This window comes from Streptomyces sp., from assembly GCF_035645055.1.
Taxonomy (GTDB): domain Bacteria; phylum Actinomycetota; class Actinomycetes; order Streptomycetales; family Streptomycetaceae; genus Streptomyces.
The window spans coordinates 69,210-92,061 of record NZ_DASQNH010000023.1; the positions used below are offsets into that span (position 1 = coordinate 69,210).

Here is a 22,852-nt window from a genome sequence, read left to right on the forward strand (position 1 = left end):
AAGGTTACGGGGCCGCGGCCTGGAGGGTCAAACCGGGCCCCGGTGGTGTGCGGCCGGTCACGTGTCCCGCACGTGACCGGCCGCACAGCCGCGGGCGTCAGCCCTCGTCGGTGGAGGCCGAGACGGACGGCGCCGCCTGCTGCTCGGCCGCCGCCGTCTTCTTCGACGCGGCCTTCTTGGCGGTCGACTTCGTCGCCGCCTTCTTGGCCGTCGTCTTCTTCGCGGCGGTCTTCTTGGCCGTCGTCTTCTTCGCCGCGGCCGTCTTCTTGGCCACGGCCGTCTTGGTGGCGGCCTTCTTCGCCGTCGCCTTCTTGGCCGTCTTACGGGCCGTCTTCTTCGCCGGCGCGGCCTCGGCCTCCGCCTCGGTCACCTCGGCGGGCTCGGCGCCCTCCGCGGCCGCCGCGGCGGCTTCCTTGGCCTCCACCAGCGCCTGCTCGGCCTCCTCCGCGGCCCGCTCGGCGACCGACGCCTCGGCCGGCGCCGCCGGGACGACCACGACGGCCGCCTCCTCGGGCGCGGTCGGCGCGGTGGCCTTGCGCACCGCACGGCGGCGCGGACGGGCCGGCGCGGCGCTCTCGGCGGGCGCCTCGGCAGGCGCCTCGGCGGCGGGCTCGGCGGGAGCCTCAGCGGCCGGCGCGGCCTCCGGAGCGGACTCCGGGACGGTCACCACGGCCGCCTCCGCCGCCGCGGGCGAACCGGCCGGCGCGGACACCCGGCGGGTGGCCCGACGGCGCGTACGGCCCTTGGGCGCGACCTCCTCGGCCACGGGAGCCTCGGCGACGGCCGGTGCCTCGGCGGCGGGCGCCTCGACGACCGGGTCCTCGACGGCCACCGGCTCGGCGTGCGCCTCGGCGGCCGACTCCGGCTGCACCGGGCGCGCGGACTCCTGCTCGGCGGTCACGTCCTGAGCCGTGGGCGCACCGGCGGTCTCCGCCTTCGGCGCGCCCGCCGGGGCGGACACCCGGCGGCTCGCACGGCGGCGGCCCCGGCGCGACACCGCGGCCTCGGCCTCGGCGACGCTGCTGTACAGCTCCTCGTCCGGCGCGAAGTCCGGCGCGGGCAGCGCGACCGGCTCGGCGGCCTCCGCCGCGACCTCGGCCAGCGTCTCGGTCTCGGCCTCCGCCTCCTGCTCCGCCGTCTCGACGGGCTCGGCCACGGCCTCGTGCTCGTGCTCGTGCGGCAGCTCGGCGGCACCGGCGCGGGCGCGCTTCTTGCGCTTGCCGCCGCCACCGGCGGCGGTCGGCTGCTCCATGTGGACGATGACACCGCGGCCGTTGCAGTGGACGCAGGTCTCGGAGAACGACTCCAGCAGGCCCTGACCGACCCGCTTGCGGGTCATCTGGACCAGGCCCAGCGAGGTCACCTCGGCGACCTGGTGCTTCGTACGGTCCCGGCCCAGGCACTCCAGCAGGCGGCGCAGCACCAGGTCCCGGTTGGACTCCAGCACCATGTCGATGAAGTCGATCACGATGATGCCGCCGAGGTCGCGCAGCCGCAGCTGGCGCACGATCTCCTCGGCCGCCTCCAGGTTGTTCCTGGTGACCGTCTCCTCCAGGTTGCCGCCCTGGCCGGTGAACTTGCCGGTGTTGACGTCGATGACGACCATCGCCTCGGTCCGGTCGATCACCAGCGAACCGCCGCTGGGCAGCCAGACCTTGCGGTCCAGCGCCTTGGCGAGCTGCTCGTCGATCCGGTACGTGGCGAAGACGTCGACCTCGCTGGTCCACCTGGACAGCCGCTCGGCCAGGTCGGGCGCGACGTTCGAGACGTACCCGTGGATGGTCTGCCACGCCTCGTCGCCGCTGACGACGACCTTGGTGAAGTCCTCGTTGAAGATGTCGCGCACGACGCGGACGGTCATGTCCGGCTCGCCGTACAGCAGAGTCGGCGCGTTGCCGCTCTTGGCCTTCTTCTGGATGTCCTCCCACTGCTGCTGCAGCCGCTCGACGTCCCGGCGCAGCTCGTCCTCGCTCGCGCCCTCGGCGGCGGTGCGCACGATGACGCCCGCGTCCTCGGGGACGATCTTCTTGAGGATGGTCTTCAGCCGGGCCCGCTCGGTGTCGGGAAGCTTGCGGCTGATGCCGGTCATCGAGCCCTCGGGCACGTACACCAGGTAGCGGCCCGGCAGCGAGACCTGGCTGGTCAGACGGGCACCCTTGTGCCCGATCGGGTCCTTGGTGACCTGCACCAGGACCGACTGCCCGGACTTCAGCGCGGACTCGATGCGGCGCGGGCCGTTGGCCATGCCCAGCGCCTCGAAGTTGACCTCGCCGGCGTACAGCACCGCGTTGCGGCCCTTGCCGATGTCGATGAAGGCGGCCTCCATCGACGGCAGCACGTTCTGCACCTTGCCGAGGTAGACGTTGCCGACGTACGAGGTCGACTGCTCCTTGTTGACGTAGTGCTCGACGAGCACGCCGTCCTCCAGGACGCCGATCTGCGTACGGTCGCCGTGCTGACGCACGACCATGACGCGCTCGACGGCCTCCCGGCGGGCCAGGAACTCGGCCTCGGTGATGATCGGGACGCGGCGGCGGCCCTGCTCACGGCCCTCGCGACGGCGCTGCTTCTTCGCCTCCAGACGGGTCGAGCCCTTGATGGACTGCACCTCGTCGGACGGCTCGCGCTCGGCGGCCTTGCGCGGCTCGCGGACCTTGACGACCGTGCGCTCCGGGTCGCCCTCACCGGGCTCGACGTCCACGGCGGCGTCCCCGGCACGGCGGCGGCGGCGGCGACGGCGACGGCTGCCCGCGGTCGAACCGTCACGGCCCTGCTCGGCCTCGTACCCGTCGTCGGCGGCGTCCTCGGCGTCTTCCTCCACCTGCTCGGCGGTGTCCTCGGCGTCCTGCGCGGCCTGCGCGGCGGCGACCTCCTCGGCCTCGCCCTCGCCGAACTCACCGGCTTCGCCCTCGGCGGACTCGCCCCGGCGACGACGCCGGCCACCGCGACGGCGACGGCGCCGTGAGCCGGTCTCCTCGGTGTCCTCACCGTCGACGGACTCCTCGGCGGCCTCGTCCTCGGCCTCGTCCTCCTCGGCGGGGGCCTCGACGGCCTGCGGTTCGCTCTCCTCGGCCGCGGCACCCCGGCGGCGGCGACGGCGCCGCGAGCCGGTCTGCTCGGCGGTGAACTCCTCCACCCGGATGATCTCGCCGGTCTCGGGCGTCTCCTCGGTGTCCTCCACCGTCCCGGCGGCGGCCTCGGCCGCGGCCCGCTCCGGCGTCTGGAACCTCGGCTCGGTGAACACCGGCGGCTGGAACACGGCCACGGCGGGACGCGCCGGGCGCTTCGGCGCCTCGGAGGCGGCGGGCTGCGCGGGCGCGGTGAACCCGGTGGCGGCCTTGCGCTCGACACGACGGCGGCGGCGCGGGGCGGCGGTGTCCTCGGGCTGCTCGGCTGCGGGGGCCTCGGCCGGGGACGCCTGGGCGGCCTGGGCGGGCTTCGACTCGGCGGCGGGCGCGGCCTCGGGGGCCTGCTCGTCGGCGGCCTTCGCCGCGGCGGGGGCCTCGGTACCGGCGGCCTCGGCGGGCGCGGACACCCGGCGGGTGGCACGCCGACGGGCGCGCCGCGGCGCGGCTTCCTCGGCGGCGGGTGCTTCCGCGGCCTCGGCGGGCGTCTCCACGGCAGCGGCGGGGGCCTCGGCGGCCGGCTCCGGCTCGGCGCTCACCTGCGGCGCGGCGGCCTCGACGACCTCCGCGGCGGCCGGCGCACCGGCGGGCGCGGAAGCGCGACGAGTGGCACGCCGACGGGGACGAGCGGCGGGAGCGGCGGGCTCGGCGTCCTGCGCCGTATCCGCGGTGGCTGCGGCCTCCTGCTCACCGCCGCCGGCAGCCGAGGGCGTCGCCACGGCCTCAGCGGCCTCCGAGGCCTCTGTGGGTGCCGACACCCGGCGGGTGGCACGGCGGCGGGTACGCCGCGGCGCGGCCTCCTCCGCCTCGGCTGCGGCAGGCTGCGGCTCCGCCACGGCGGGCGCCTCGGCCTCGGCCGGAGCGGCGGTCGCCGGCACCACGGTCTCGACGGGCTCCGCGCCGGACGGGGACCCGGCGGGCGCGGACGCCCGGCGCGTCGCACGCCGACGCGGGCGGGCGGGAGCGGCGGGGGCCTCCTCGGCGGCCGGGGCCACGACGGCGTCCTCCGTCGCCTCGACGTCCTCGACGTCGGCGGACGCGAGGTCGGCGGGCTCGGCGGCCGGTATGGCCGGCGCGACGGTCTCGGCCGGGGCGTCGGAAGCGGCGACGGGCGGACCCGCCGGGCGGGACGCGGCACGGCGCCGGCGACGCGGCGGCAGGGTGTCGCTGGGAGTGTTGTTCGGTTCGGAACCCTGCGTGGGTTCGGTCGGTTCGAGCATGCGGGCGTTTCTCCCGTCAGGCTCCCGGGCGCCGCACCTGGTCCGGCGGTGTGCCGGTGACGTCCGCGGCTCGCGCGATGCGCGACTGCCGCCGTCCGGGGCGCGGGCGCCGCACGGGAGCTCTCTGTGTCCTGTCTCGCCGGTTCCGTACGCCGAATGCGTACGGCCTGGCGAAAGTCTTCTGGTCGGTGCGCTGCCCGACCCAGGTGGCTCCCGAGTACGAGGGCGGCGCTACGACGTCCGTCCCTACGCGGGACCTTCCGGCGTCGGCGCCGTCGCAGCGGCAGCGGGAGCGGCCGTTGAGAGGGCCGTCGCTGCCTCGCGGTCGGGCGCGAGCGGGTCGGTCACCGTGCCGGTCTCTTCATCGAACAGCCCCTGCGCCAGCCTGGTCACCGCAGCGGGGACCGGCGGCGCCAGGTCGGCCACGGCGCGGAGACCGGACAGGACGTCGTCGGGTCGTACGGCAGGCGTCACGTGCCGAACAACCAGCCGCAGTATCGCACAGGGCTGGTCGGTCGGCCTATCAGCCGGCGAACTGTGCGTTTCCGTTCCGTCGAGGCTTTCCAGGCTCGCGACGGCTGGCCGGGCGTCGAAGGTGCGCATCCCGTTCTTGGTCAGACGCTGCACCTCGACCGCCTCGGCCGCGTTGAACGCCGCCACAGCGCGGGCCGCGTCGGCCGGCTCGACCCCCTCCAGCCGCAGCTCCCAGACGGAAGCCGTCAGCCGGTCGGCGAGACCGGACGTCCGTGCCTCGACCGCGTCGACGATGTCGAGCCCGGGGGGCAGTGACTCGTCGAGCAGTTCCCGCAGCCGCTGGGGGTCGCGCGGTGCGGTGAGCGCGATCTCCAGGTACTCCGCCTCACTGCCCGTGCCGGTGGGTGCGGCATTGGCGTACGACACCTTCGGGTGCGGCGTGAACCCGGCCGAGTACGCCATGGGTACGTCGGCGCGGCGCAGCGCACGCTCGAAGGCGCGCTGGAAGTCGCGGTGGCTGGTGAACCTCAGGCGGCCGCGCTTGGTGTAGCGCAGTCGGATGCGCTGCACCGCGGGTGCGGGCGGCGGGCCTTCGGGCTGTCGCTTGCCCAGGGGAACCTCTCCTTGCGTACAGCGGTCCGTGGCGCTATCCCCGCAGGGCGGGGAGCATTCCGGCTGACGCCTTCCCAGCGTCCTCCAGTGGGGGTCACCCCCGCGTCGGCGGGGAAACCTCACGCCGGACCCTTTTTTCTAGAGTACGCGTTTCCCCACCCGCAGGTTCCCGCCGGGCCATCGCGACCCGCTCCCGGGGCTCTCCGAACAGCATCCGCCGGACGTCGTACCGCGCCTGCCGCACGCTCTCGCGGACGGAGGTCAGCGCCCGCCGGGTGGCCCGGCCCACGGCACGGCCGGCCTCCGTGACGGGCCGCAGCACGGCGTCGCGCACCGCGTGCCCGACCGGCGTGAGCACCGTGCGGTAGACCCAGCGCACCGGCTCGACGAAGACCCACCGGAAGAGGGTGCCGAGGAACCGGCCGACGGCGAGCGAGAGATGCCCGGTGACCCGCCAGGCGTGCCCGAGGGCGGTCCAGACCTCGCGTCCGACGACCGCGAGCACCCGCCCGGTGGGCACGAGGATCCACCGCCACACGGCGAGCACCGGCAGCACGAACAGCACCCGGCCGGTCCAGTACACCGTCCAGGCGACGGCCCGCCCGGCCGGCGCGAGCACCCACCGGTACACCCACACCACGGGCACGACGACCAGGTACCGCGTCAGCCACCGGAACCCGTGCCCGACCGGTGTGAGCAGCCGCTCGTAGATCCAGGTCAGCGCCGCCCGGATGCCGCGCGCGACCCAGGCGGTTGCGTGCCCGGCCGGTGTCAGCACATGCCGGTACAGCCACACCGCGGGCACCACGACCAGCCACTTCACCAGCCAGCCGAGCGCCCGCCCGACCGGTACGAGCACCCAGCGCCACAGCGCCACGAGCGGCCAGACGAACAGCGCCTTGCCGAGCCACGCCAGCGCCCGCCCGAACGGCCGCAGCACGGTGTCCCGCACGATCCGCCCGACGACGACCAGCGCGTCCCACAGCATCCGCACGGGCAGCACGACGACCAGCGCGATGATCCGCACGGGCAGCCGGATCGCGACGACGAGGCACCCCTCGGGCTCCCGGACTTCCGGGTCCCGCTGCCGATCGGCCTGCGGCTTTTCCAGATCCATACCGTCCAGGACACGCCGAGGGCCCCCGCCGTTGCGGCGGGGGCCCTCGCGTCACCAAGGTGTTACGCGGCCGGTGCGGCTACTTCACGACCGTCAGCGGCAGCAACTTCTTGCCCGTCGGGCCGATCTGGATGTGGGTGTCCATGGCGGGGCAGACGCCGCAGTCGAAGCACGGGGTCCAGCGGCAGTCCTCGACCTCGGTCTCGTCGAGGGCGTCCTGCCAGTCCTCCCAGAGCCAGTCCTTGTCGAGGCCGGAGTCGAGGTGGTCCCAGGGCAGGACCTCCTCGTAGGTGCGCTCGCGGGTGGTGTACCAGTCGACGTCCACGCCGTACGGGGCGAGGGCCTTCTCCGCGCACTGCATCCAGCGGTCGTACGAGAAGTGCTCGCGCCAGCCGTCGAAGCGGCCGCCGTCCTCGTAGACCGCGCGGATGACGGCGCCGATGCGGCGGTCGCCGCGGGAGAGCAGGCCCTCGACGATGCCGGGCTTGCCGTCGTGGTAGCGGAAGCCGATGGAGCGGCCGTACTTCTTGTCGCCGCGGATCTTGTCGCGCAGCTTCTCCAGGCGGGCGTCGGTCTCCTCGGCGGAGAGCTGCGGGGCCCACTGGAAGGGGGTGTGGGGCTTGGGGACGAACCCGCCGATCGACACCGTGCAGCGGATGTCGTTGGAGCGGGAGACCTCGCGGCCCTTGGCGATGACCTTCGTCGCCATGTCGGCGATCTGGAGGACGTCCTCGTCGGTCTCGGTGGGCAGGCCGCACATGAAGTACAGCTTCACCTGGCGCCAGCCGTTGCCGTAGGCCGTGGCGACGGTCCGGATCAGGTCGTCCTCCGAGACCATCTTGTTGATGACCTTGCGGATGCGCTCGGAGCCGCCCTCGGGGGCGAAGGTCAGGCCGGAGCGGCGGCCGTTCCTGGTCAGCTCGTTGGCCAGGTCGATGTTGAAGGCGTCCACGCGGGTCGACGGGAGGGAGAGACCGATCTTGTCCTCCTCGTAGCGGTCCGCGAGGCCCTTGGCGAGGTCGCCGATCTCACTGTGGTCCGCCGAGGACAGCGAGAGCAGGCCGACCTCCTCGAAGCCGGTCGCCTTCAGGCCCTTCTCCACCATGTCGCCGATGCCGGTGATGGACCGCTCGCGCACCGGGCGGGTGATCATGCCGGCCTGGCAGAAGCGGCAGCCGCGGGTGCAGCCGCGGAAGATCTCCACCGACATCCGCTCGTGGACGGTCTCCGCGAGCGGGACGAGGGGCTGCTTGGGGTAGGGCCACTCGTCGAGGTCCATGACGGTGTGCTTGGACACCCGCCACGGCACGCCGCTGCGGTTCGGCACGACCCGGGCGATGCGGCCGTCCGGCAGGTACTCCACGTCGTAGAAGCCGGGGATGTACACCGCGCCGGTCTTCGCCAGCCGCAGCAGCACCTCCTCGCGGCCGCCGGGGCGGCCCTCCGCCTTCCACTCGCGGATGATCTTCGTCATGTCGAGCACGGCCTGCTCGCCGTCGCCGATGACCGCCGCGTCGATGAAGTCGGCGATCGGCTCCGGGTTGAACGCCGCGTGCCCGCCCGCCAGCACGATCGGGTCGTCGAGCCCCCGGTCCGCGGCCTCCAGCGGGATCCCGGCCAGGTCCAGCGCGGTCAGCAGGTTGGTGTAGCCCAGCTCGGTGGAGAAGCTGACGCCGAGCACGTCGAAGGCCTTGACCGGCCGGTGGCTGTCCACGGTGAACTGCGGGACGCCGTGCTCCCGCATCAGCGCCTCGAGGTCCGGCCACACGCTGTACGTGCGCTCGGCGAGGACGCCGTCCTGCTCGTTCAGCACCTCGTAGAGGATCTGGACGCCCTGGTTGGGCAGACCGACCTCGTACGCGTCCGGGTACATGAGCGCCCAGCGGACGTCGCAGGACTCCCACGGCTTGACCGTGGAGTTGAGCTCTCCGCCGACGTACTGGATCGGCTTCTGCACATGCGGGAGCAGAGCTTCGAGCTGCGGGAAGACCGAGTCGACAGACATCGCGACGTTACCTTTGTGAGCTGGCGGAGCTGGCAGGGGTGACCATCAAGCGTAACGCGCCGCGCGCGGTGCCCCGCACGCCTCGGACGGACGCCTCAGACGGACGCCTTCCGCCGGGCCACCGCCCACGCCCGCGGAAGGGCCTCCTCCGTCTCGGCCGCCCGCCGCTCCTCCCTGGCGTGGAGCAGGCCGTAGGTGAAGGAGTTCTCCCCCGCCTCGTGCGCCTGCCGGGCCAGCTCCTTCAGCGCCTCCCGGCTCATCACGCTGTCCTGGTGTTCACCGAGCAGTTTCTGCAGGTCCTTCATGGACTTCATCGGCTTCGACACCGGCTCGCCGAGCGCGGGAGCCGCCACCTCCGCCGCGTACCTCGCCCGCTTGGCCTTCTTGCGCGCCTCGTGCAGCGCCACGTCGCGGTCCCGCCCGGGCGGGGTGTCGAGGGCCCGCTCGACCAGTCCGGCCACGACGTCATTGGCCTTGTCCACGGCTTTCGGGAACACCTTCGACGGCTTCCCGGCCGCCGCCGCCCGCAGCGGCGGGTCGGCCAGCAGGGCGTCCAGTGAGGTCAGCAGCGCGAGATAGCGCTGCCCGTTCAGCACGTCGATGATCCGCCGTCGCGCGTCCCCGCTCTTCGCCTCCGACCAGGCGCGCATCCGGTCGCGGACCGGCCCCACGACCAGGTCGGGCGGCAGTTCGCCGACGGCAGCGCTGATCCGTTCGGCCAGCACCTCGTGGTCGCGGCTCTCACCCAGCTCGCCCGCCAGCCACTTCAGCTCGGCACGGATCGGGTCGGTGACGGTGCGGTCGAGAACCGTGCGGTACGCCCTGAACGCGCTGCGCATCCGCCGGGTCGCGACCCGCATGCGGTGCACCGAGTCCGCCAGGTCCCGGCGCACGGCCGGATCGAGGTCGACCATCGCGTCCCGCTGCGCTCGCACGTACGCCAGCACATGGTCGCCGGCGGTGACCGGCTCGGCCCGGTCGTCCCTGCGGGGTTGCCCCTTTCCGCCGGTCTCGGACAGTGCCCGCGCCAGCTTCGACGGGAACTCGGCGGGGCGCACACCGGCCTTGCGCAGCCGCTTCTCGACCTTGTCGAGGAGCGCCGGGTCACCGCCGTCGGCCAGCTCCACCTCGATCTCGGTCCACTCCGCCGTCCCGCCGCCCCCGCTGAGCCGCTCGGCCCGCACGGCGTCCACGCTGACCTCGGCGAGCAGGTTTCCGTCGGCGTCCACCAGATGGCGCACGTCACGCGTCGAGCGCAGACGCATCACGGGCGCCAGCTCGGCGTCGCGCACCCGGGAGCGCAGGAGCGCGCCCAGCGTTGACGGCACGCGGTCGGACAGCGGTTCACGGATCTCGTCGCGCTCCCCGTCGGCGACCGGGAGCTTGAGGTGCCACCCGGCGTCGGACCCGCCGGTGCGGCGGCGCAGGGTGATCGATGCCGCCGCCAGCCGCTCGTCGGCGGTGTCGTAGTAGGTCGCGTCCAGGTCGGCGACACCCTGGTCGAGGACGGCCGCCGCACCGGCGACGCCGGTCAGGTCGGGCAGCCCGCTGTCGTCGGACGTGTACTTGCGCTCGATCTCACGCTTGGTATCCGCCATGGACCGAATCTAGTGCGAGCCGGGAGCGCACGGCAGGGCGCCTTGGAGCCGGCGCCGGGAGAACCTCACGCCGACATCGGCCGCTGCACCCGGATCGACTGCAACAGCCCGACCGCCACCCAGACCGCGAACATCGAGGATCCGCCGTACGACACGAAGGGCAGCGGCAGACCCGTGACCGGCATGATGCCGAGGGTCATGCCGATGTTCTCGAAGGACTGGAAGGCGAACCAGGCCACGATCCCGGCGGCCACGATCGTGCCGTACAGGTCACTGGTCTCCCGGGCGATCCGGCAGGCCCGCCACAGCACCACGCCGAGCAGCACGATGATGAGTCCGCCGCCGACGAAGCCCAGCTCCTCCCCCGCCACGGTGAAGACGAAGTCGGTCTGCTGCTCCGGCACGAACTGGCCGGTGGTCTGCGAGCCCTGGAACAGCCCGGAGCCGGTCAGCCCGCCGGAGCCGATGGCGATGCGGGCCTGATTGGTGTTGTAGCCGACGCCGGCCGGGTCCAGCTCGGGGTTGGCGAAGGCGGCGAAGCGGTTGATCTGGTACTCGTCCAGGATGCCCAGCTGCCACACGGCGAGCGCCCCGGCGGTGCCGGTGCCGATCAGCCCGAAGATCCAGCGGTTGGAGGCGCCGGAGGCGAGCAGCACGCCCAGCACGATCACCACCATCACCATGACCGAGCCGAGGTCGGGCATGAGCATCACGATCAGCGCGGGCACGGCGGCCAGGCCCAGGGCCTGGAGGACGGTGCGGTGGTCCGGGTACGGCTTGTCACCCGCGTCCACCCGGGCCGCCAGCAGCATCGCCATGCCCAGGATGATCGTGACCTTCACGAACTCCGAGGGCTGGAGCGAGAAGCCGCCGCCGATCACGATCCAGGAGTGGGCGCCGTTGACGGTGGAGCCCAGCGGGGTGAGCACCATGAGGATCAGGAAGACCGAGGCGCCGTAGAGGATCGGCACGGCGGTGCGCAGGGTGCGGTGGCCGAGCCAGACGGTGCCGACCATCAGGGCGAAACCGATCCCGGTGTTCAGCAGGTGCCGGAGGAAGAAGAAGTACGGGTCGCCCTGGTTGATGTCGGTGCGGTTGCGGGTCGCCGAGAACACCAGCACCGAGCCGATCAGCGACAGCGCGAGCGCCGCCAGCAGTATCGGCCAGTCGAGGCGGCGGGCCATCGAGTCGCGGGCGAACAGTCGCGTCCACCCGGCGCGCTCGGGGCCGTATCCGGAGACCTGGAAGCTGTTGACGCCGGTCATGACTGGGTCCTCCGGCTTCCGTGACGTCGGCTTCCCTGGCGGCTCGCCCGACAGCTGCCCTGACCACGGCCGCCCCGGGGCCGGCCGGTTCTGCCGCGCCGGCGCGTCTGGCGGTTGCCGGTCTCCGGCGAGGGCACGGTCGCCGCCGCGGCCTGCTGCTGCTCCGCCGCGTCCTCGGGGGCCTTCTGCTTGGCCTGCTGTTCCTTCGCCACGTCCTTGGGGAGCTTGGGCGCGATGATGGAGCCGTCGGTCTGGATCTTCGGCAGGTCCTTCTGCGGGGCGGGCAGCAGGGCGTTCTTCTTGTCGATGGAGCCGTCGTCGGAGACGCCGTACAGCGCGTCGTAGATGTTGCGGACGGCGGGGCCGGAGGCGCCGGAGCCCGTACCACCCTGGGAGATGGTCATCACGATCGCGTAGTCGTCGGTGTAGGTGGCGAACCAGGAGGTGGTCTGCTTGCCGTAGACCTCGGCGGTGCCGGTCTTGGCGTGCATCGGGATCTCGTCCTGCGGCCAGCCGCCGAACCGCCAGGCGGCGGTACCCCGGGTGGCGACGCCGGCCAGGGCCTCGTCCATCTGGGCGAGGGTCTGCCCGCTCACCGGGAGCCTGCCGTGCGCCTTCGGCTCGATCTCCGTGACCTTCTTGCCGTCGGGGCTGATGACGGCCTTGCCGACGGTCGGGGTGTAGAGGGTGCCGCCGTTGGAGATGGCCGCGTAGATGGTGGCCATCTGGATCGGGGTCACCAGGGTGTCGCCCTGCCCGATGGAGTAGTTGATCTCGTCACCGGCGCGCATCTTGTTGCCTTCGAGGCAGTTCTCGTAGGAGATCCGCTCGACGTAGTCGCCGTCCTTCTTGCCGGTGCGGCACCAGGCGTCCTTGTTGGCCTCCCAGTACCGCTGCTTCCACTCGCGGTCCGGGACCCGGCCGGTGACCTCGTTGGGCAGGTCGATGCCGGTCTCCTTGCCGAGGCCGAACTGGTGGGCGGCCTTGTAGAACCAGTCGTTGGGCTTGCCCTTGGGAGCGATGCCACCGTCCTTCTTCCACTCGCTGTGCGCGAGGCGGTAGTAGACGGTGTCGCAGGAGACCTCCAGGGCGCGGCCGAGGTCGATCGCGCCGTGGTTCTGCGACTCGAAGTTCTTGAAGACCTGGCCGCCGACCGAGTACGCGCTGGAGCACTCGTAGCGGCCGTCGAAGTCGTAGCCCGCCTGCACCGCGGCGGCCGTGGAGACCACCTTGAAGATGGAGCCGGGGGCGGCCTGACCCTGTATGGCCCGGTTGAGCAGGGGGTAGTTGGAGGACTTGCCGGTGAGCTTCTTGTAATCCTTGGCGGAGATGCCGCCGACCCAGGCGTTGGGGTCGTACGTCGGGTTGGAGGCCATGGCGACGATCCGGCCGGTCTTCGCCTCCATCACCACGACCGCGCCGGCGTCGGCCTTGTACCGCTCCTGGGTGTTGCGGTCCCAGGCCTTGCGGGCCTCCTTCATCGCCTCGTTCAGCTCGTACTCCGCGACGCGCTGGACGCGGGCGTCGATGCTGGTGACGAGGTTGGAGCCGGGCTGGGCGGCGTCGGACTCGGCCTGGCCGATGACCCGGCCGAGGTTGTCGACCTCGTAGCGGGTGACGCCGGCCTTGCCGCGCAGGGCCTTGTCGTACTGCCGCTCCAGGCCGGAGCGGCCCACCTGGTCGGAGCGCAGGAACGGCGAGTCGGTGTCCTGCGCCTGCTGGATCTCCTCGTCGGTGACCGGGGAGAGGTAGCCGAGCACCTGGGCGGTGTTGGCCTTGCCGGGGCTCGGGTAGCGGCGCACGGCCTGTGGTTCGGCGGTGATGCCGGGGAAGTCCTCGGCGCGCTCGCGGATCTGCAGGGCCTGGCGGGGGGTGGCCTCGTCGGTGATGGGGATCGGCTGGTACGGCGAGCCGTTCCAGCAGGGCTGGGGGGTCTCGGCGTCGCAGAGCCGGACCTTCTCCTTGACCTCCTTGGGCGTCATCCCGAGCACGCCCGCGAGCTTGGTGAGGACGGCCTCGCCGTCGTCCTTCATCTTCATCAGCTCGGTGCGGGATGCGGAGACCACCAGCCGGGTCTCGTTGTCGGCGAGGGGCACGCCGCGGGCGTCCAGGATGGAGCCGCGCACGGCGGGCTGGACGACCTGCTGGACGTGGTTGCCGGAGGCCTCCTTCGCGTACTCCGAACCCTGGCGGATCTGGAGATACCAGAGCCGGCCGCCGAGGGTGCCGAGCAGGGAGAGGACGAGGACCTGGATGACGATGAGCCGGATCTGGACGCGTGGCGTCCGTCCGGTCTCGGGGATGTTGGTCACTGCGGCTGCTCCCCCTCTCAGTGCGCGGACGGGTCGGTGCTGACGGGTGCGGGTGAGGCGGAAAGGAGTGAAGCGATGGGGGGTGAGGCGATGGGGGGTGAGGCGATGGGGGGTGAGGCGATGACGAGTGAGAAACGAAGGGATCGTGACCTGCGGTTCCTCGTAGATTCACCCGTTGTGGTGAACTCCGCCGGATTCACAGCCGCTTGACCCCCTTGATGCGCCCGGCGCGGGCGGTGCGGGCCCGGGCGACCTTCACTCTCAGGCCGCTCCGCTGTCCTCCGATGCGCAGCCCGGTGCCGGAGGCGAGCCAGCCGGCGGAGATGTCGGTGCCCTGGGCGGCGGGGCCGGTCTCGGCGAGCGGGTCGTTCTCCGCGCGGCGGGCGAGCGCCATGATGCCGGGGACGACGAAGGGCGCGAGCAGCAGGTCGTAGAGGACGGCGGTGAACAGCAGGCTGCCGAGGCCGACATGGCGGGCGGCGGTGTCGCCGACGAGGGCGCCGACCCCGGCGTACAGCAGGGTCGTGCCGATCGCGGCGGCGGCGACCACGGCCAGCGGGGCGGTGGCCGACTTCAGCCGGCCGTTCTCCGGCTTGACCAGCCCGGCGAGGTAGCCGACGACGCACAGCACCAGCGCGTAGCGGCCGGCGGCGTGGTCGGCGGGCGGGGCGAGGTCGGCGAGCAGTCCGGCGCCGAAGCCGACGAGCGCGCCGCCGACGTGGCCGTAGACCAGCGCCAGGCCCAGCACGGTGAGCAGCAGCAGGTCCGGGACGGCGCCCGGGAGGTGCAGCCGCGCGAGGACGCTGACCTGGAGAACCAGGGCGACGACCACCAGGGCGGAGGAGAGCAGGATCCGGTTGAAGCGCATGACAGGTCAGCTCCCCCTACTGGTCTTGCTCTTGCTGCTGGAACCCGCCGTCGGCGGGTGCCCCGGCGGACGGGGTGACCGTCACCGTCACGGTGGGCCTCGGGGTCGGCCTGGGCTTGTCCGGCAGGACCGTGTCGCGCGGGTCCTTCGCGGGTGTCTGGACGACGACGCCGACGACGTCGAGCTTGGTGAAGCTGGCGAACGGCGTGACGTAGAGGGTGCGGGTCAGGTCGCCGCCGGAGGGGTCGACCCGGGAGACCACGCCGACGGGGACGCCCGGCACGAACGGCTTGTCGGCCTGCGAGCCGAAGGTGACCAGGCGGTCGCCCTTCTTGATCTGCGCCTTGCCGTTGAGGAGTTCCACGCGCAGCGGGCGGTCGCCCTGGCCGGAGGCGAAGCCCAGCTCGTCGCTGCCCTCCATGCGGGTGCCGACGGTGAAGTCCGGGTCGCTGGCGAGCAGCACGGTGGAGGTGTTCGGGCCGACGGTGGTGACGCGGCCGACCAGCCCGTCGCCGTTGAGGACGGTCATGTCGCGCTTGATGCCGTCGTTCGCGCCGACGTCGATGGTGATGGTCCAGGAGAAGCCCTGCGCCGCTCCGATGGCGATGACCTCGGCGCCCTTGATGCCGTACTGGCCCGCGCCGGCGATCTTCAGCAGCTTGTCGAGCTGCTGGAGTCTGCTGCGGTTGCGGTCGTCGCTGCCGAGCTTCGCCTTCAGCGCCGCGTTCTCGCGCTCCAGCTCGGCCATCCGGTCGTGCCGCTCGCCGGAGTCGCGGACGGCCGCGATCGCGTTGCCGACCGGGTCGACCGCGGACGCCACTCCGTTCTCGATCGGGCCGAAGACCGAGGCCGCGGCGCGCCGGGCACCGTCGACCGGTGAGTCCTCCCCGCCGCGGATGTCCACCGTGATCAGTGCGAACGCGATGGCGATCAGCAGCACCAGGAGCAGCCGGCTCTCTCGTGTGTCCCTCACGTGCGGCGGCCGTGCCCTTCCTCGTCGGAACCGGTGGGTAGGAACTGATGTCCAGGACCTGGTGGGTAACAGGAACTGGTGGGTAACAGGAACTGGTGGGTGAGCTTATGCCGCTATGCCAACGATCCGCCGCACGGGAGGGGATCGTCTCGTACGGCGGAATCGTCATGGCGTGTCAGCGGCGCCATGGCGGGTCATCGGCGCGGCTGGGCGTCGAGCACCTGCTGCAGGGCCTCGAACTCCTCGACGCACTTGCCGGAGCCGAGCGCCACGCTGTCCAGCGGGTCCTCGGCGATGTGGATCGGCATGCCCGTCTCGCGCCGCAGCCGCTCGTCCAGACCGCGCAGCAGCGCGCCGCCGCCGGTCAGAACGATTCCGCGGTCCATGATGTCGCCGGACAGCTCCGGCGGGCACTTGTCGAGGGTGGTCTTCACGGCGTCGACGATCGCGTTGACCGGCTCCTCGATCGCCTTGCGCACCTCCGCGGCGGAGATGACGACGGTCTTGGGCAGCCCGGAGACGAGGTCCCGGCCACGAATTTCGGTGTGCTCGTCGGTGTCCAGGTCGTACGCCGAACCGATCGTGATCTTGATCTGCTCGGCCGTGCGCTCACCCAGCAGGAGCGAGTACTCCTTCTTGATGTGCTGGATGATCGCGTTGTCCAGCTCGTCGCCCGCGACGCGGATGGACTGGGCGGTGACGATGCCACCGAGCGAGATGACCGCGACCTCCGTCGTGCCTCCGCCGATGTCCACCACCATGTTGCCCGTGGCCTCGTGGACCGGCAGGCCGGAGCCGATGGCGGCGGCCATGGGCTCCTCGATGATGTGCACCTGGCGGGCGCCGGCCTGGGACGACGCCTCGATGACGGCGCGACGCTCGACGCCGGTGATGCCGGAGGGCACACAGACGACGACGCGCGGCCGAGCCAGATACCTCCGCTTGTGGATCTTCAGAATGAAGTAGCGGAGCATGCGCTCGGTGATCTCGAAGTCGGCGATCACGCCGTCCTTCAGGGGGCGCACGGCGACGATGTTGCCCGGCGTCCGCCCGATCATCTTCTTCGCTTCGGCACCGACCGCGAGGATGCCACCGGTGTTGGTGTTGATCGCGACGACGGACGGCTCGTTGAGTACGATCCCGCGACCCCTGACGTACACCAGCGTGTTGGCGGTCCCGAGGTCGACAGCCATGTCACGGCCGATGAACGACATTGAGTTCCCCATCAGGATTCGTCTGGCCTTCCCACGGAGCTTTTGAGGGCTTGTCAGGTCGGCGTGGTGGGTGCTGTGACGTGAAGGCTTCCATCGTAGACGCGCCTGCACGGCAACTGCGCGAGGGTCTCCGCCATTGTCAGCAGATGGCGCGCCGCCTCGCTTGTGGAGACGGTCCAACGGGGGCAACCGTTCCCCCGATCGCCACGGCATATGCCAAGCCACGGCCGAAAACGTACGGCCGTGGCTGGATCGTCATGCCGGGCGAACTGACACCCTTTCAGGAAACTCCCTGGAACTTTCGCAACCGGGCAGGGTCCGGCCGCGGGGTCAGGCGCGGCCCGGGAAGAAGATCTTGACCTCGCGCTCGGCGGACTCCTCGGAGTCGGAGGCGTGGATCAGGTTCTCGCGGACGATGACGCCGTAGTCCCCACGGATGGAGCCCGGCGCGGCGGCGATCGGATCGGTCGGGCCGGCCAGCTGCCGCACGCCCTCGACGACCCGCTCACCCTCGACGATCATCGCCACGACCGGACCGGAGGACATGAAGGCGACCAGCGGCTCGTAGAACGGCTTGCCCTTGTGCTCGCCGTAGTGCTGCTCCAGCGTCTCCTGGTCCAGGGTGCGCAGCTCCAGCGCGGTGATCTGCCAGCCGGCCTTCCGCTCGATACGGCTGATGATCTCGCCGGTCAAACCACGACGAACGGCGTCGGGCTTGAGGAGGACGAGGGTGCGCTGGGTCACGACGGACTCCTTTGAATCAAGTTCTGCGGGGTGGGTCGAGGCTACAGGGCGACCCCGAGGCGCTGTTACGCAGCGTCAGCTTGAGAAGAATCCGCCTGCGCCGCAAATCGGGCCTTCGCCTCGTCCACCTTTCTCCCGAAATGCACCGACGCCCACCACAGCGCCGCGAACAGCACGCCCATGAAGAACATCGTCGGCACCACGAACCCGGAGGCGATCAGCGCGATCTGCAGCGCCCACCCGAGAGCGACCCCGCCCGGCCGGGTCACCATCCCGCACAGCACCAGGCACAGGAACATCGCGATCCCGCTGACCGTCCACACCGTCGACATGGACAGGTCGGGATCCTTCATCGCGACCAGCCCCGCGAAACCGATGATGAAGAACTCGCCGATCAGCGTCGAAGCACACAGCGTACGCACGGAACTCAGCCCTTCCCCAGCAGCAGCCGGGCCTCGCCCACGGTGATCACGGACCCCGTGACCAGCACGCCACCGCCCGCGAACTCGCCCTCCTCCTCGGCCAGCGTGATCGCCGCCTCCAGCGCGTCCGGCAGCCGCGGCTCCACCTGCACCCGCTCCTCGCCGAACACCTCCACCGCGACCGCGGCCAGCTCGTCGGCGTCCATCGCGCGATGGCTGGAGTTCTGCGTCACGACGACCTCGGCGAAGACCGGCTCGAACGCCTCCAGCAGCCCGCGCACGTTCTTGTCACCGCTCGCGCCCACCACACCGATCAGCCGGCTGAACTGGAACGCCTCCCCGACCGCCTCGGCCGTCACCCGCGCGCCCGCCGGATTGTGCGCGGCGTCCAGCACCACGGTCGGCGACCGCCGTACGACCTCGAGGCGGCCCGGCGAGGAGACCGCCGCGAACGCCTTGCGGACCGTGTCGATGTCCAGCGGCTCGGGGCGCTGCGAACCGACGCCGAAGAACGCCTCCACCGCGGCCAGCGCCACGGCCGCGTTGTGCGCCTGGTGCGCGCCGTGCAGGGGCAGATACACCTCGGTGTACTCGCCGCCCAGCCCGCGCAGCGTCAGCAGCTGCCCGCCGACGGCCACCTGCCGGGCCACCACGCCGAACTCCAGGCCCTCCCGGGCCACCGTGGCATCCACCTCGACGGCCTTCTTCAGCAGCACCTGCGCCGCGTCCACCGGCTGCTGCGCCAGGATCACGGTCGCGTCCTGCTTGATGATCCCCGACTTCTCACCGGCGATCGCGGCGGGCGTGTCGCCCAGCCGGTCCGTGTGGTCCAGGTCGATCGGGGTGACCACGGCGACATCGCCGTCGATGACGTTGGTGGCGTCCCAGGAACCGCCCATGCCGACCTCGACGACCGCCACGTCCACCGGCGCGTCCGCGAACGCGGCGTACGCCATGCCCGTCAGCACCTCGAAGAACGACAGCCGGTAGTCCTGCGAGCCGTCGACCATCTCCACGTACGGCTTGATGTCCTGGTACGTCTCGATGAACCGCTCCGCCGAGATCGGTGCGCCGTCCAGGCTGATCCGCTCGGTGATCGACTGTACGTGCGGACTCGTGTACCGGCCGGTACGCAGCTCGAAGGCGCCGAGCAGGGCCTCGATCATGCGGGCCGTCGACGTCTTGCCGTTCGTCCCCGTGATGTGGATCGAGGGATACGACCGCTGCGGGTCACCCAGCACGTCCATCAGCGCGGCGATCCGGGAGACCGACGGCTCCAGCTTGGTCTCACCCCAGCGGGTCGCCAGCTCCGCCTCGACCTCGCGCAGCGCCTTGTCGACCTCCGGGTCCTCCGGCCGGGCGGGCACGTCCGCCTGCGGCGGGCCGCCCTGGGTGCGCAGGGTGCGGCTGCCGGCCTCGATCACCGCGAGGTCGGGGTCGCGCTCGGTCTCCGCCTCGATGATCTCGTCGAAGGAGTCGAGGGGGTCGGGCTGGTCGCTCTGGTCGCTGGTGCCGGGGATGTCGCTCACGGGGCCAGTCTACGGAGCGGCGGTGACAAAGGTGGGGGTGGCTTCTCCTGTCGTTCGGCCGCGGGCGGTCCGTGCCTGCTCGCGCGGTTCCCGCGCCCCTCCGGGCAGGGGAAGGCCCCCGGCGCTTTCCAGCACCGAGGGCCTTCGCCTCCCTGCGAACCCTTACGCCGGCGGCAGCTTCTCCAGCTGGGCGGTGATCCGGGCGATGTCCTCCTCGGCCTTGGCGAGCCGCGTGCGGATCTTCTCCACCACCGGCTCCGGCGCCTTGCCGAGGAACGCCTCGTTGCCGAGCTTGGCCTTGGCCTGCGCCTTCTCCTTCTCGGCGGCGGCGAGGTCCTTGGCGAGCCGCTTGCGCTCCGCCGCCACGTCGATCACGCCCGACAGGTCCAGCGCGACCTCGACGCCCGCCACCGGCAGGGTCGCCGTCGCCGAGAAGCTCTCGCCCTCCGGCTGAAGGCGCAGCAGCTGGCGGATGGCGGCCTCGTGCGGCGCGAGGGCCGTGCCGTCGAGGGCGAGGCGGGCCGGGACCCGCTGGCCGGGCTGGAGGCCCTGGTCGGCGCGGAAGCGGCGGACCTCGGTGATGACGGACTGGAGGGTCGCGATCTCCCGCTCGGCGTCCGCGTCACGGAAGCCGCCCGGCGCGTCGGCACCGGGAACGAACACAGCCTCCGGCCACTCGGCGATGACGACCGACTCGCCACCGGTCAGCGTGGTCCACAGGGTCTCCGTCACGAACGGCACCACCGGGTGGAGGAGCCGCAGGGTGACGTCGAGCACCTCGCCGAGGACCCGCTTGCTGACCTCGGCCGGCTCGCCGCCCGCCTGGAAGGTGGTCTTGGACAGCTCGACGTACCAGTCGAAGACCTCGTCCCAGGCGAAGTGGAACAGCGCGTCGGAGAGCTTCGCGAACTGGTAGTCCTCGTAGTACGCGTCCACCTCGGCGACCACGGAGTTCAGCCGGGACAGGATCCACCGGTCCGTCGAGGACATCTTCGACGCGTCCGGCAGCGGGCCCTCGACCGTCGCGCCGTTCATCAGCGCGAAGCGGGTGGCGTTCCAGATCTTGTTGGCGAAGTTGCGGGAGCCCTGGACCCAGTCCTCGCCGATCGGGACGTCCACGCCCGGGTTGGCGCCGCGCGCGAGGGTGAAGCGGAGCGCGTCGGAGCCGTACTTGTCCATCCAGTCCAGCGGGTTGACGACGTTCCCGAAGGACTTCGACATCTTCTTGCCGTTCTGGTCACGGACCATGCCGTGCAGCGCGATGGTGTGGAACGGCGGGGTGCCGTCCATCGCGTAGAGGCCGAACATCATCATCCGGGCGACCCAGAAGAAGAGGATGTCGTAGCCGGTGACCAGGACGGAGTTCGGGTAGAACTTCGCGAGCGAGTCGGTCTGCTCCGGCCAGCCGAGCGTGGAGAACGGCCACAGGCCGGAGGAGAACCAGGTGTCCAGGACGTCGGAGTCCTGGCGCCAGCCCTCGCCGGACGGCGGCTCCTCGTCCGGTCCGACGCAGACGACCTCGCCGTCCGGGCCGTACCAGACCGGGATACGGTGGCCCCACCACAGCTGGCGCGAGATGCACCAGTCGTGCAGGTTGTCCACCCAGTCGAAGTACCGCTTCTCCATCTCCTGCGGGTGGATCTTGACCTTGCCGTCGCGGACGGCGTCGCCGGCGGCCTTCGCCAGCGGGCCGACCTTGACCCACCACTGCATCGACAGGCGCGGCTCGATCGTCGTCTTGCAGCGCGAGCAGTGGCCCACCGAGTGGACGTACGGCCGCTTCTCGGCCACGATCCGGCCCTCGGCGCGCAGCGCGGCGACGATGGCTGAGCGGGCCTCCAGCCGGTCCAGGCCCTGGAAGGGGCCGTGGGCGGTGATGACGGCGTGCTCGTCCATGACGGTGATGGACGGCAGATCGTGCCGCTGGCCGATCTCGAAGTCGTTCGGGTCGTGGGCCGGGGTCACCTTGACGGCGCCGGTGCCGAACTCGGGGTCCACGTGGGTGTCGGCGACGACCGGGATGGAGCGGTCGGTGAGCGGCAGCTTGATGAGCTTGCCGATGAGGTGCCGGTACCGCTCGTCGTCCGGGTGCACGGCGACGGCGGTGTCACCGAGCATGGTCTCGGCACGGGTGGTGGCGACGACGATGGTGTCGTCGCCCTCGCCGTACTTCATGGAGACCAGCTCGCCGTCGTCGTCCTGGTACTCGACCTCGATGTCGGAGATCGCGGTCAGACAGCGGGGGCACCAGTTGATGATGCGCTCGGCGCGGTAGATCAGCTCGTCGTCGTAGAGCCGCTTGAAGATGGTCTGGACGGCCTGGGACAGCCCCTCGTCCATGGTGAACCGCTCGCGCGACCACGCGACGCCGTCACCGAGGCGCTTCATCTGCCCGGAGATCTGCCCGCCGGACTCGGCCTTCCACTGCCAGACGCGCTCGACGAAGGCCTCACGGCCGAGGTCGTGCCGGGACTTGCCCTCCTTCGCCAGCTCCCGCTCGACGACGTTCTGGGTGGCGATGCCGGCGTGGTCCATGCCCGGCTGCCACAGCGTCTCGTAGCCCTGCATCCGCTTGCGGCGGGTCAGGGCGTCGATGAGCGTGTGCTCGAACGCGTGCCCGAGGTGCAGGCTGCCGGTGACGTTCGGCGGCGGGATGACGACGGTGAACGGCGGCTTCTCACTCTTGGCGTCCGCCTCGAAGTAACCCCGCTCTACCCAGCGCTCGTACAGCTTCCCCTCTACCTCGGCCGGCGTGTACTGGGTCGGCAGTTCGGTGGTGGTCGCTGGCGGCTGCTGCTGAGTGTTCTCGGTCACGGGCTCAGTTTAGGGGTGTCACGGGCAGGTCCCGAAACCCGATTCCTTCGTAACAGTGCGCACCCCGATGCGGTGGGTTCCCGCCACCTGCGCCAGGATGTCAGGTACGCATAAGCATCTGGAGGGGAACCCAGTAATGAGCTACAACCAGCCGGGCCCGTACGGCGGGCAGCCCCAGCAGCCCGGGCCGTACGGTCAGCCGGGCCCCTACGGCCAGCAGCCGCAGGCACCCCAGCCCGGCTACGGCTACCCCCAGCAGACCCCCGGCCAGCCGCAACCGGCCTACGGCTACCCGCAGCAGGCCCCGCAGGGCGTCCCGCCGCAGCAGCCCCCGTACGGCCAGGCCCCCTACGGTGCACCCCAGCCCCCCGTCCCGTCCGGCGGCAAGAAGAAGACCGGCCTGGTCATCGGCGCGGTCGCGGTCGTCGCGGCCATCGCGGTCGGCGCGTACTTCCTCCTCGCCGGCGGCAGCGGCGGCAACTCGGACGTCGCCGACGACGGCCCCCACAAGCTGACGACCCCGGCGACGGTCCTCGGCGAGTACAAGAAGTCCGAGGGCG

14 protein-coding genes and 1 pseudogene are annotated in these 22,852 nt (G+C 71.7%); 1 reads left to right on the top strand and 14 read right to left on the bottom strand.

The annotated features are described in order from the left end of the window. Nucleotides 1–97: 97 nt before the first annotated feature. The 14 genes from VE614_RS07960 to VE614_RS08025 form a co-directional block, all read right to left on the bottom strand. Nucleotides 98–4,345, bottom strand: coding sequence for an Rne/Rng family ribonuclease (locus VE614_RS07960; RefSeq protein ID WP_324934074.1), 4,248 nt, complete (start codon nucleotides 4,343–4,345; stop codon nucleotides 98–100). Nucleotides 4,346–4,591: 246 nt separating this feature from the next. Continuing rightward, nucleotides 4,592–5,389 (bottom strand): TIGR03936 family radical SAM-associated protein, encoded by a 798-nt coding sequence (locus VE614_RS07965; RefSeq protein WP_324934076.1) that lies wholly within the window; start codon nucleotides 5,387–5,389, stop codon nucleotides 4,592–4,594. Between the two features lie 136 nt (nucleotides 5,390–5,525). Next, a complete protein-coding gene (locus tag VE614_RS07970) occupies nucleotides 5,526–6,548 on the bottom strand; it encodes a hypothetical protein (protein WP_324934078.1) in 1,023 nt (340 codons plus the stop codon). 79 nt (nucleotides 6,549–6,627) lie between these two features. Further along, on the bottom strand, nucleotides 6,628–8,553 hold the full coding sequence (locus VE614_RS07975; protein WP_324934080.1) for a TIGR03960 family B12-binding radical SAM protein: 1,926 nt from the start codon (nucleotides 8,551–8,553) through the stop codon (nucleotides 6,628–6,630). 95 nt (nucleotides 8,554–8,648) lie between these two features. Continuing rightward, nucleotides 8,649–10,151, bottom strand: coding sequence for a CYTH and CHAD domain-containing protein (locus tag VE614_RS07980; protein WP_324934081.1), 1,503 nt, complete (start codon nucleotides 10,149–10,151; stop codon nucleotides 8,649–8,651). 65 nt (nucleotides 10,152–10,216) lie between these two features. Beyond that, nucleotides 10,217–11,416 (bottom strand): rod shape-determining protein RodA, encoded by a 1,200-nt coding sequence (gene rodA, locus VE614_RS07985; RefSeq protein ID WP_324934082.1) that lies wholly within the window; start codon nucleotides 11,414–11,416, stop codon nucleotides 10,217–10,219. After that, nucleotides 11,413–13,728 carry a penicillin-binding protein 2 gene (gene mrdA / locus VE614_RS07990; RefSeq protein ID WP_324934083.1) on the bottom strand — a complete coding sequence of 772 codons (2,316 nt, stop codon included), beginning with the start codon at nucleotides 13,726–13,728 and terminating at the stop codon, nucleotides 11,413–11,415. The genes rodA and mrdA overlap by 4 nt, the downstream gene beginning before the upstream one ends. Nucleotides 13,729–13,924: 196 nt before the next feature. Beyond that, the gene (mreD, locus tag VE614_RS07995; RefSeq protein WP_324934085.1) at nucleotides 13,925–14,596 is read right to left on the bottom strand and encodes a rod shape-determining protein MreD; all 672 of its coding nucleotides are present in this window, start codon (nucleotides 14,594–14,596) and stop codon (nucleotides 13,925–13,927) included. A 16-nt stretch (nucleotides 14,597–14,612) separates the two neighbouring features. Continuing rightward, nucleotides 14,613–15,569, bottom strand: coding sequence for a rod shape-determining protein MreC (gene mreC, locus VE614_RS08000; protein ID WP_324934087.1), 957 nt, complete (start codon nucleotides 15,567–15,569; stop codon nucleotides 14,613–14,615). Nucleotides 15,570–15,763: 194 nt separating this feature from the next. Then, nucleotides 15,764–16,783: a rod shape-determining protein gene (locus VE614_RS08005; RefSeq protein ID WP_006133575.1), complete on the bottom strand. Its 1,020-nt coding sequence runs from the start codon at nucleotides 16,781–16,783 to the stop codon at nucleotides 15,764–15,766. 330 nt (nucleotides 16,784–17,113) lie between these two features. Next, nucleotides 17,114–17,527: a nucleoside-diphosphate kinase gene (ndk, locus tag VE614_RS08010; protein WP_324934090.1), complete on the bottom strand. Its 414-nt coding sequence runs from the start codon at nucleotides 17,525–17,527 to the stop codon at nucleotides 17,114–17,116. A gap of 65 nt (nucleotides 17,528–17,592) precedes the next feature. Then, nucleotides 17,593–17,949: a DUF4233 domain-containing protein gene (locus tag VE614_RS08015; protein WP_324934092.1), complete on the bottom strand. Its 357-nt coding sequence runs from the start codon at nucleotides 17,947–17,949 to the stop codon at nucleotides 17,593–17,595. Nucleotides 17,950–17,954: 5 nt separating this feature from the next. Further along, nucleotides 17,955–19,478, bottom strand: a complete 1,524-nt coding sequence (gene folC / locus VE614_RS08020) for a bifunctional tetrahydrofolate synthase/dihydrofolate synthase (protein ID WP_324934094.1) — start codon at nucleotides 19,476–19,478, stop codon at nucleotides 17,955–17,957. A 162-nt stretch (nucleotides 19,479–19,640) separates the two neighbouring features. Beyond that, entirely contained in the window at nucleotides 19,641–22,292 is a 2,652-nt protein-coding gene (locus tag VE614_RS08025; RefSeq protein WP_324934096.1) for a valine--tRNA ligase, read from the bottom strand. Nucleotides 22,293–22,428: 136 nt separating this feature from the next. Here VE614_RS08025 and VE614_RS08030 point away from each other — a divergent pair. Then, a pseudogene (locus VE614_RS08030) lies at nucleotides 22,429–22,852 on the top strand (hypothetical protein); the annotation flags it as partial.

Excerpts from the sequence above, each read along its gene's own strand:
- VE614_RS07960 (WP_324934074.1), bottom strand. The coding sequence starts at position 4,345 with ATGCTCGAACCGACCGAACCCACGCAGGGTTCCGAACCGAACAACACT.
- VE614_RS07970 (WP_324934078.1), bottom strand. The coding sequence starts at position 6,548 with ATGGATCTGGAAAAGCCGCAGGCCGATCGGCAGCGGGACCCGGAAGTC.
- VE614_RS07975 (WP_324934080.1), bottom strand. The coding sequence starts at position 8,553 with ATGTCTGTCGACTCGGTCTTCCCGCAGCTCGAAGCTCTGCTCCCGCAT.
- VE614_RS07980 (WP_324934081.1), bottom strand. The coding sequence starts at position 10,151 with ATGGCGGATACCAAGCGTGAGATCGAGCGCAAGTACACGTCCGACGAC.
- rodA (WP_324934082.1), bottom strand. The coding sequence starts at position 11,416 with ATGACCGGCGTCAACAGCTTCCAGGTCTCCGGATACGGCCCCGAGCGC.
- mreD (WP_324934085.1), bottom strand. The coding sequence starts at position 14,596 with ATGCGCTTCAACCGGATCCTGCTCTCCTCCGCCCTGGTGGTCGTCGCC.
- VE614_RS08005 (WP_006133575.1), bottom strand. The coding sequence starts at position 16,783 with ATGTCGTTCATCGGCCGTGACATGGCTGTCGACCTCGGGACCGCCAAC.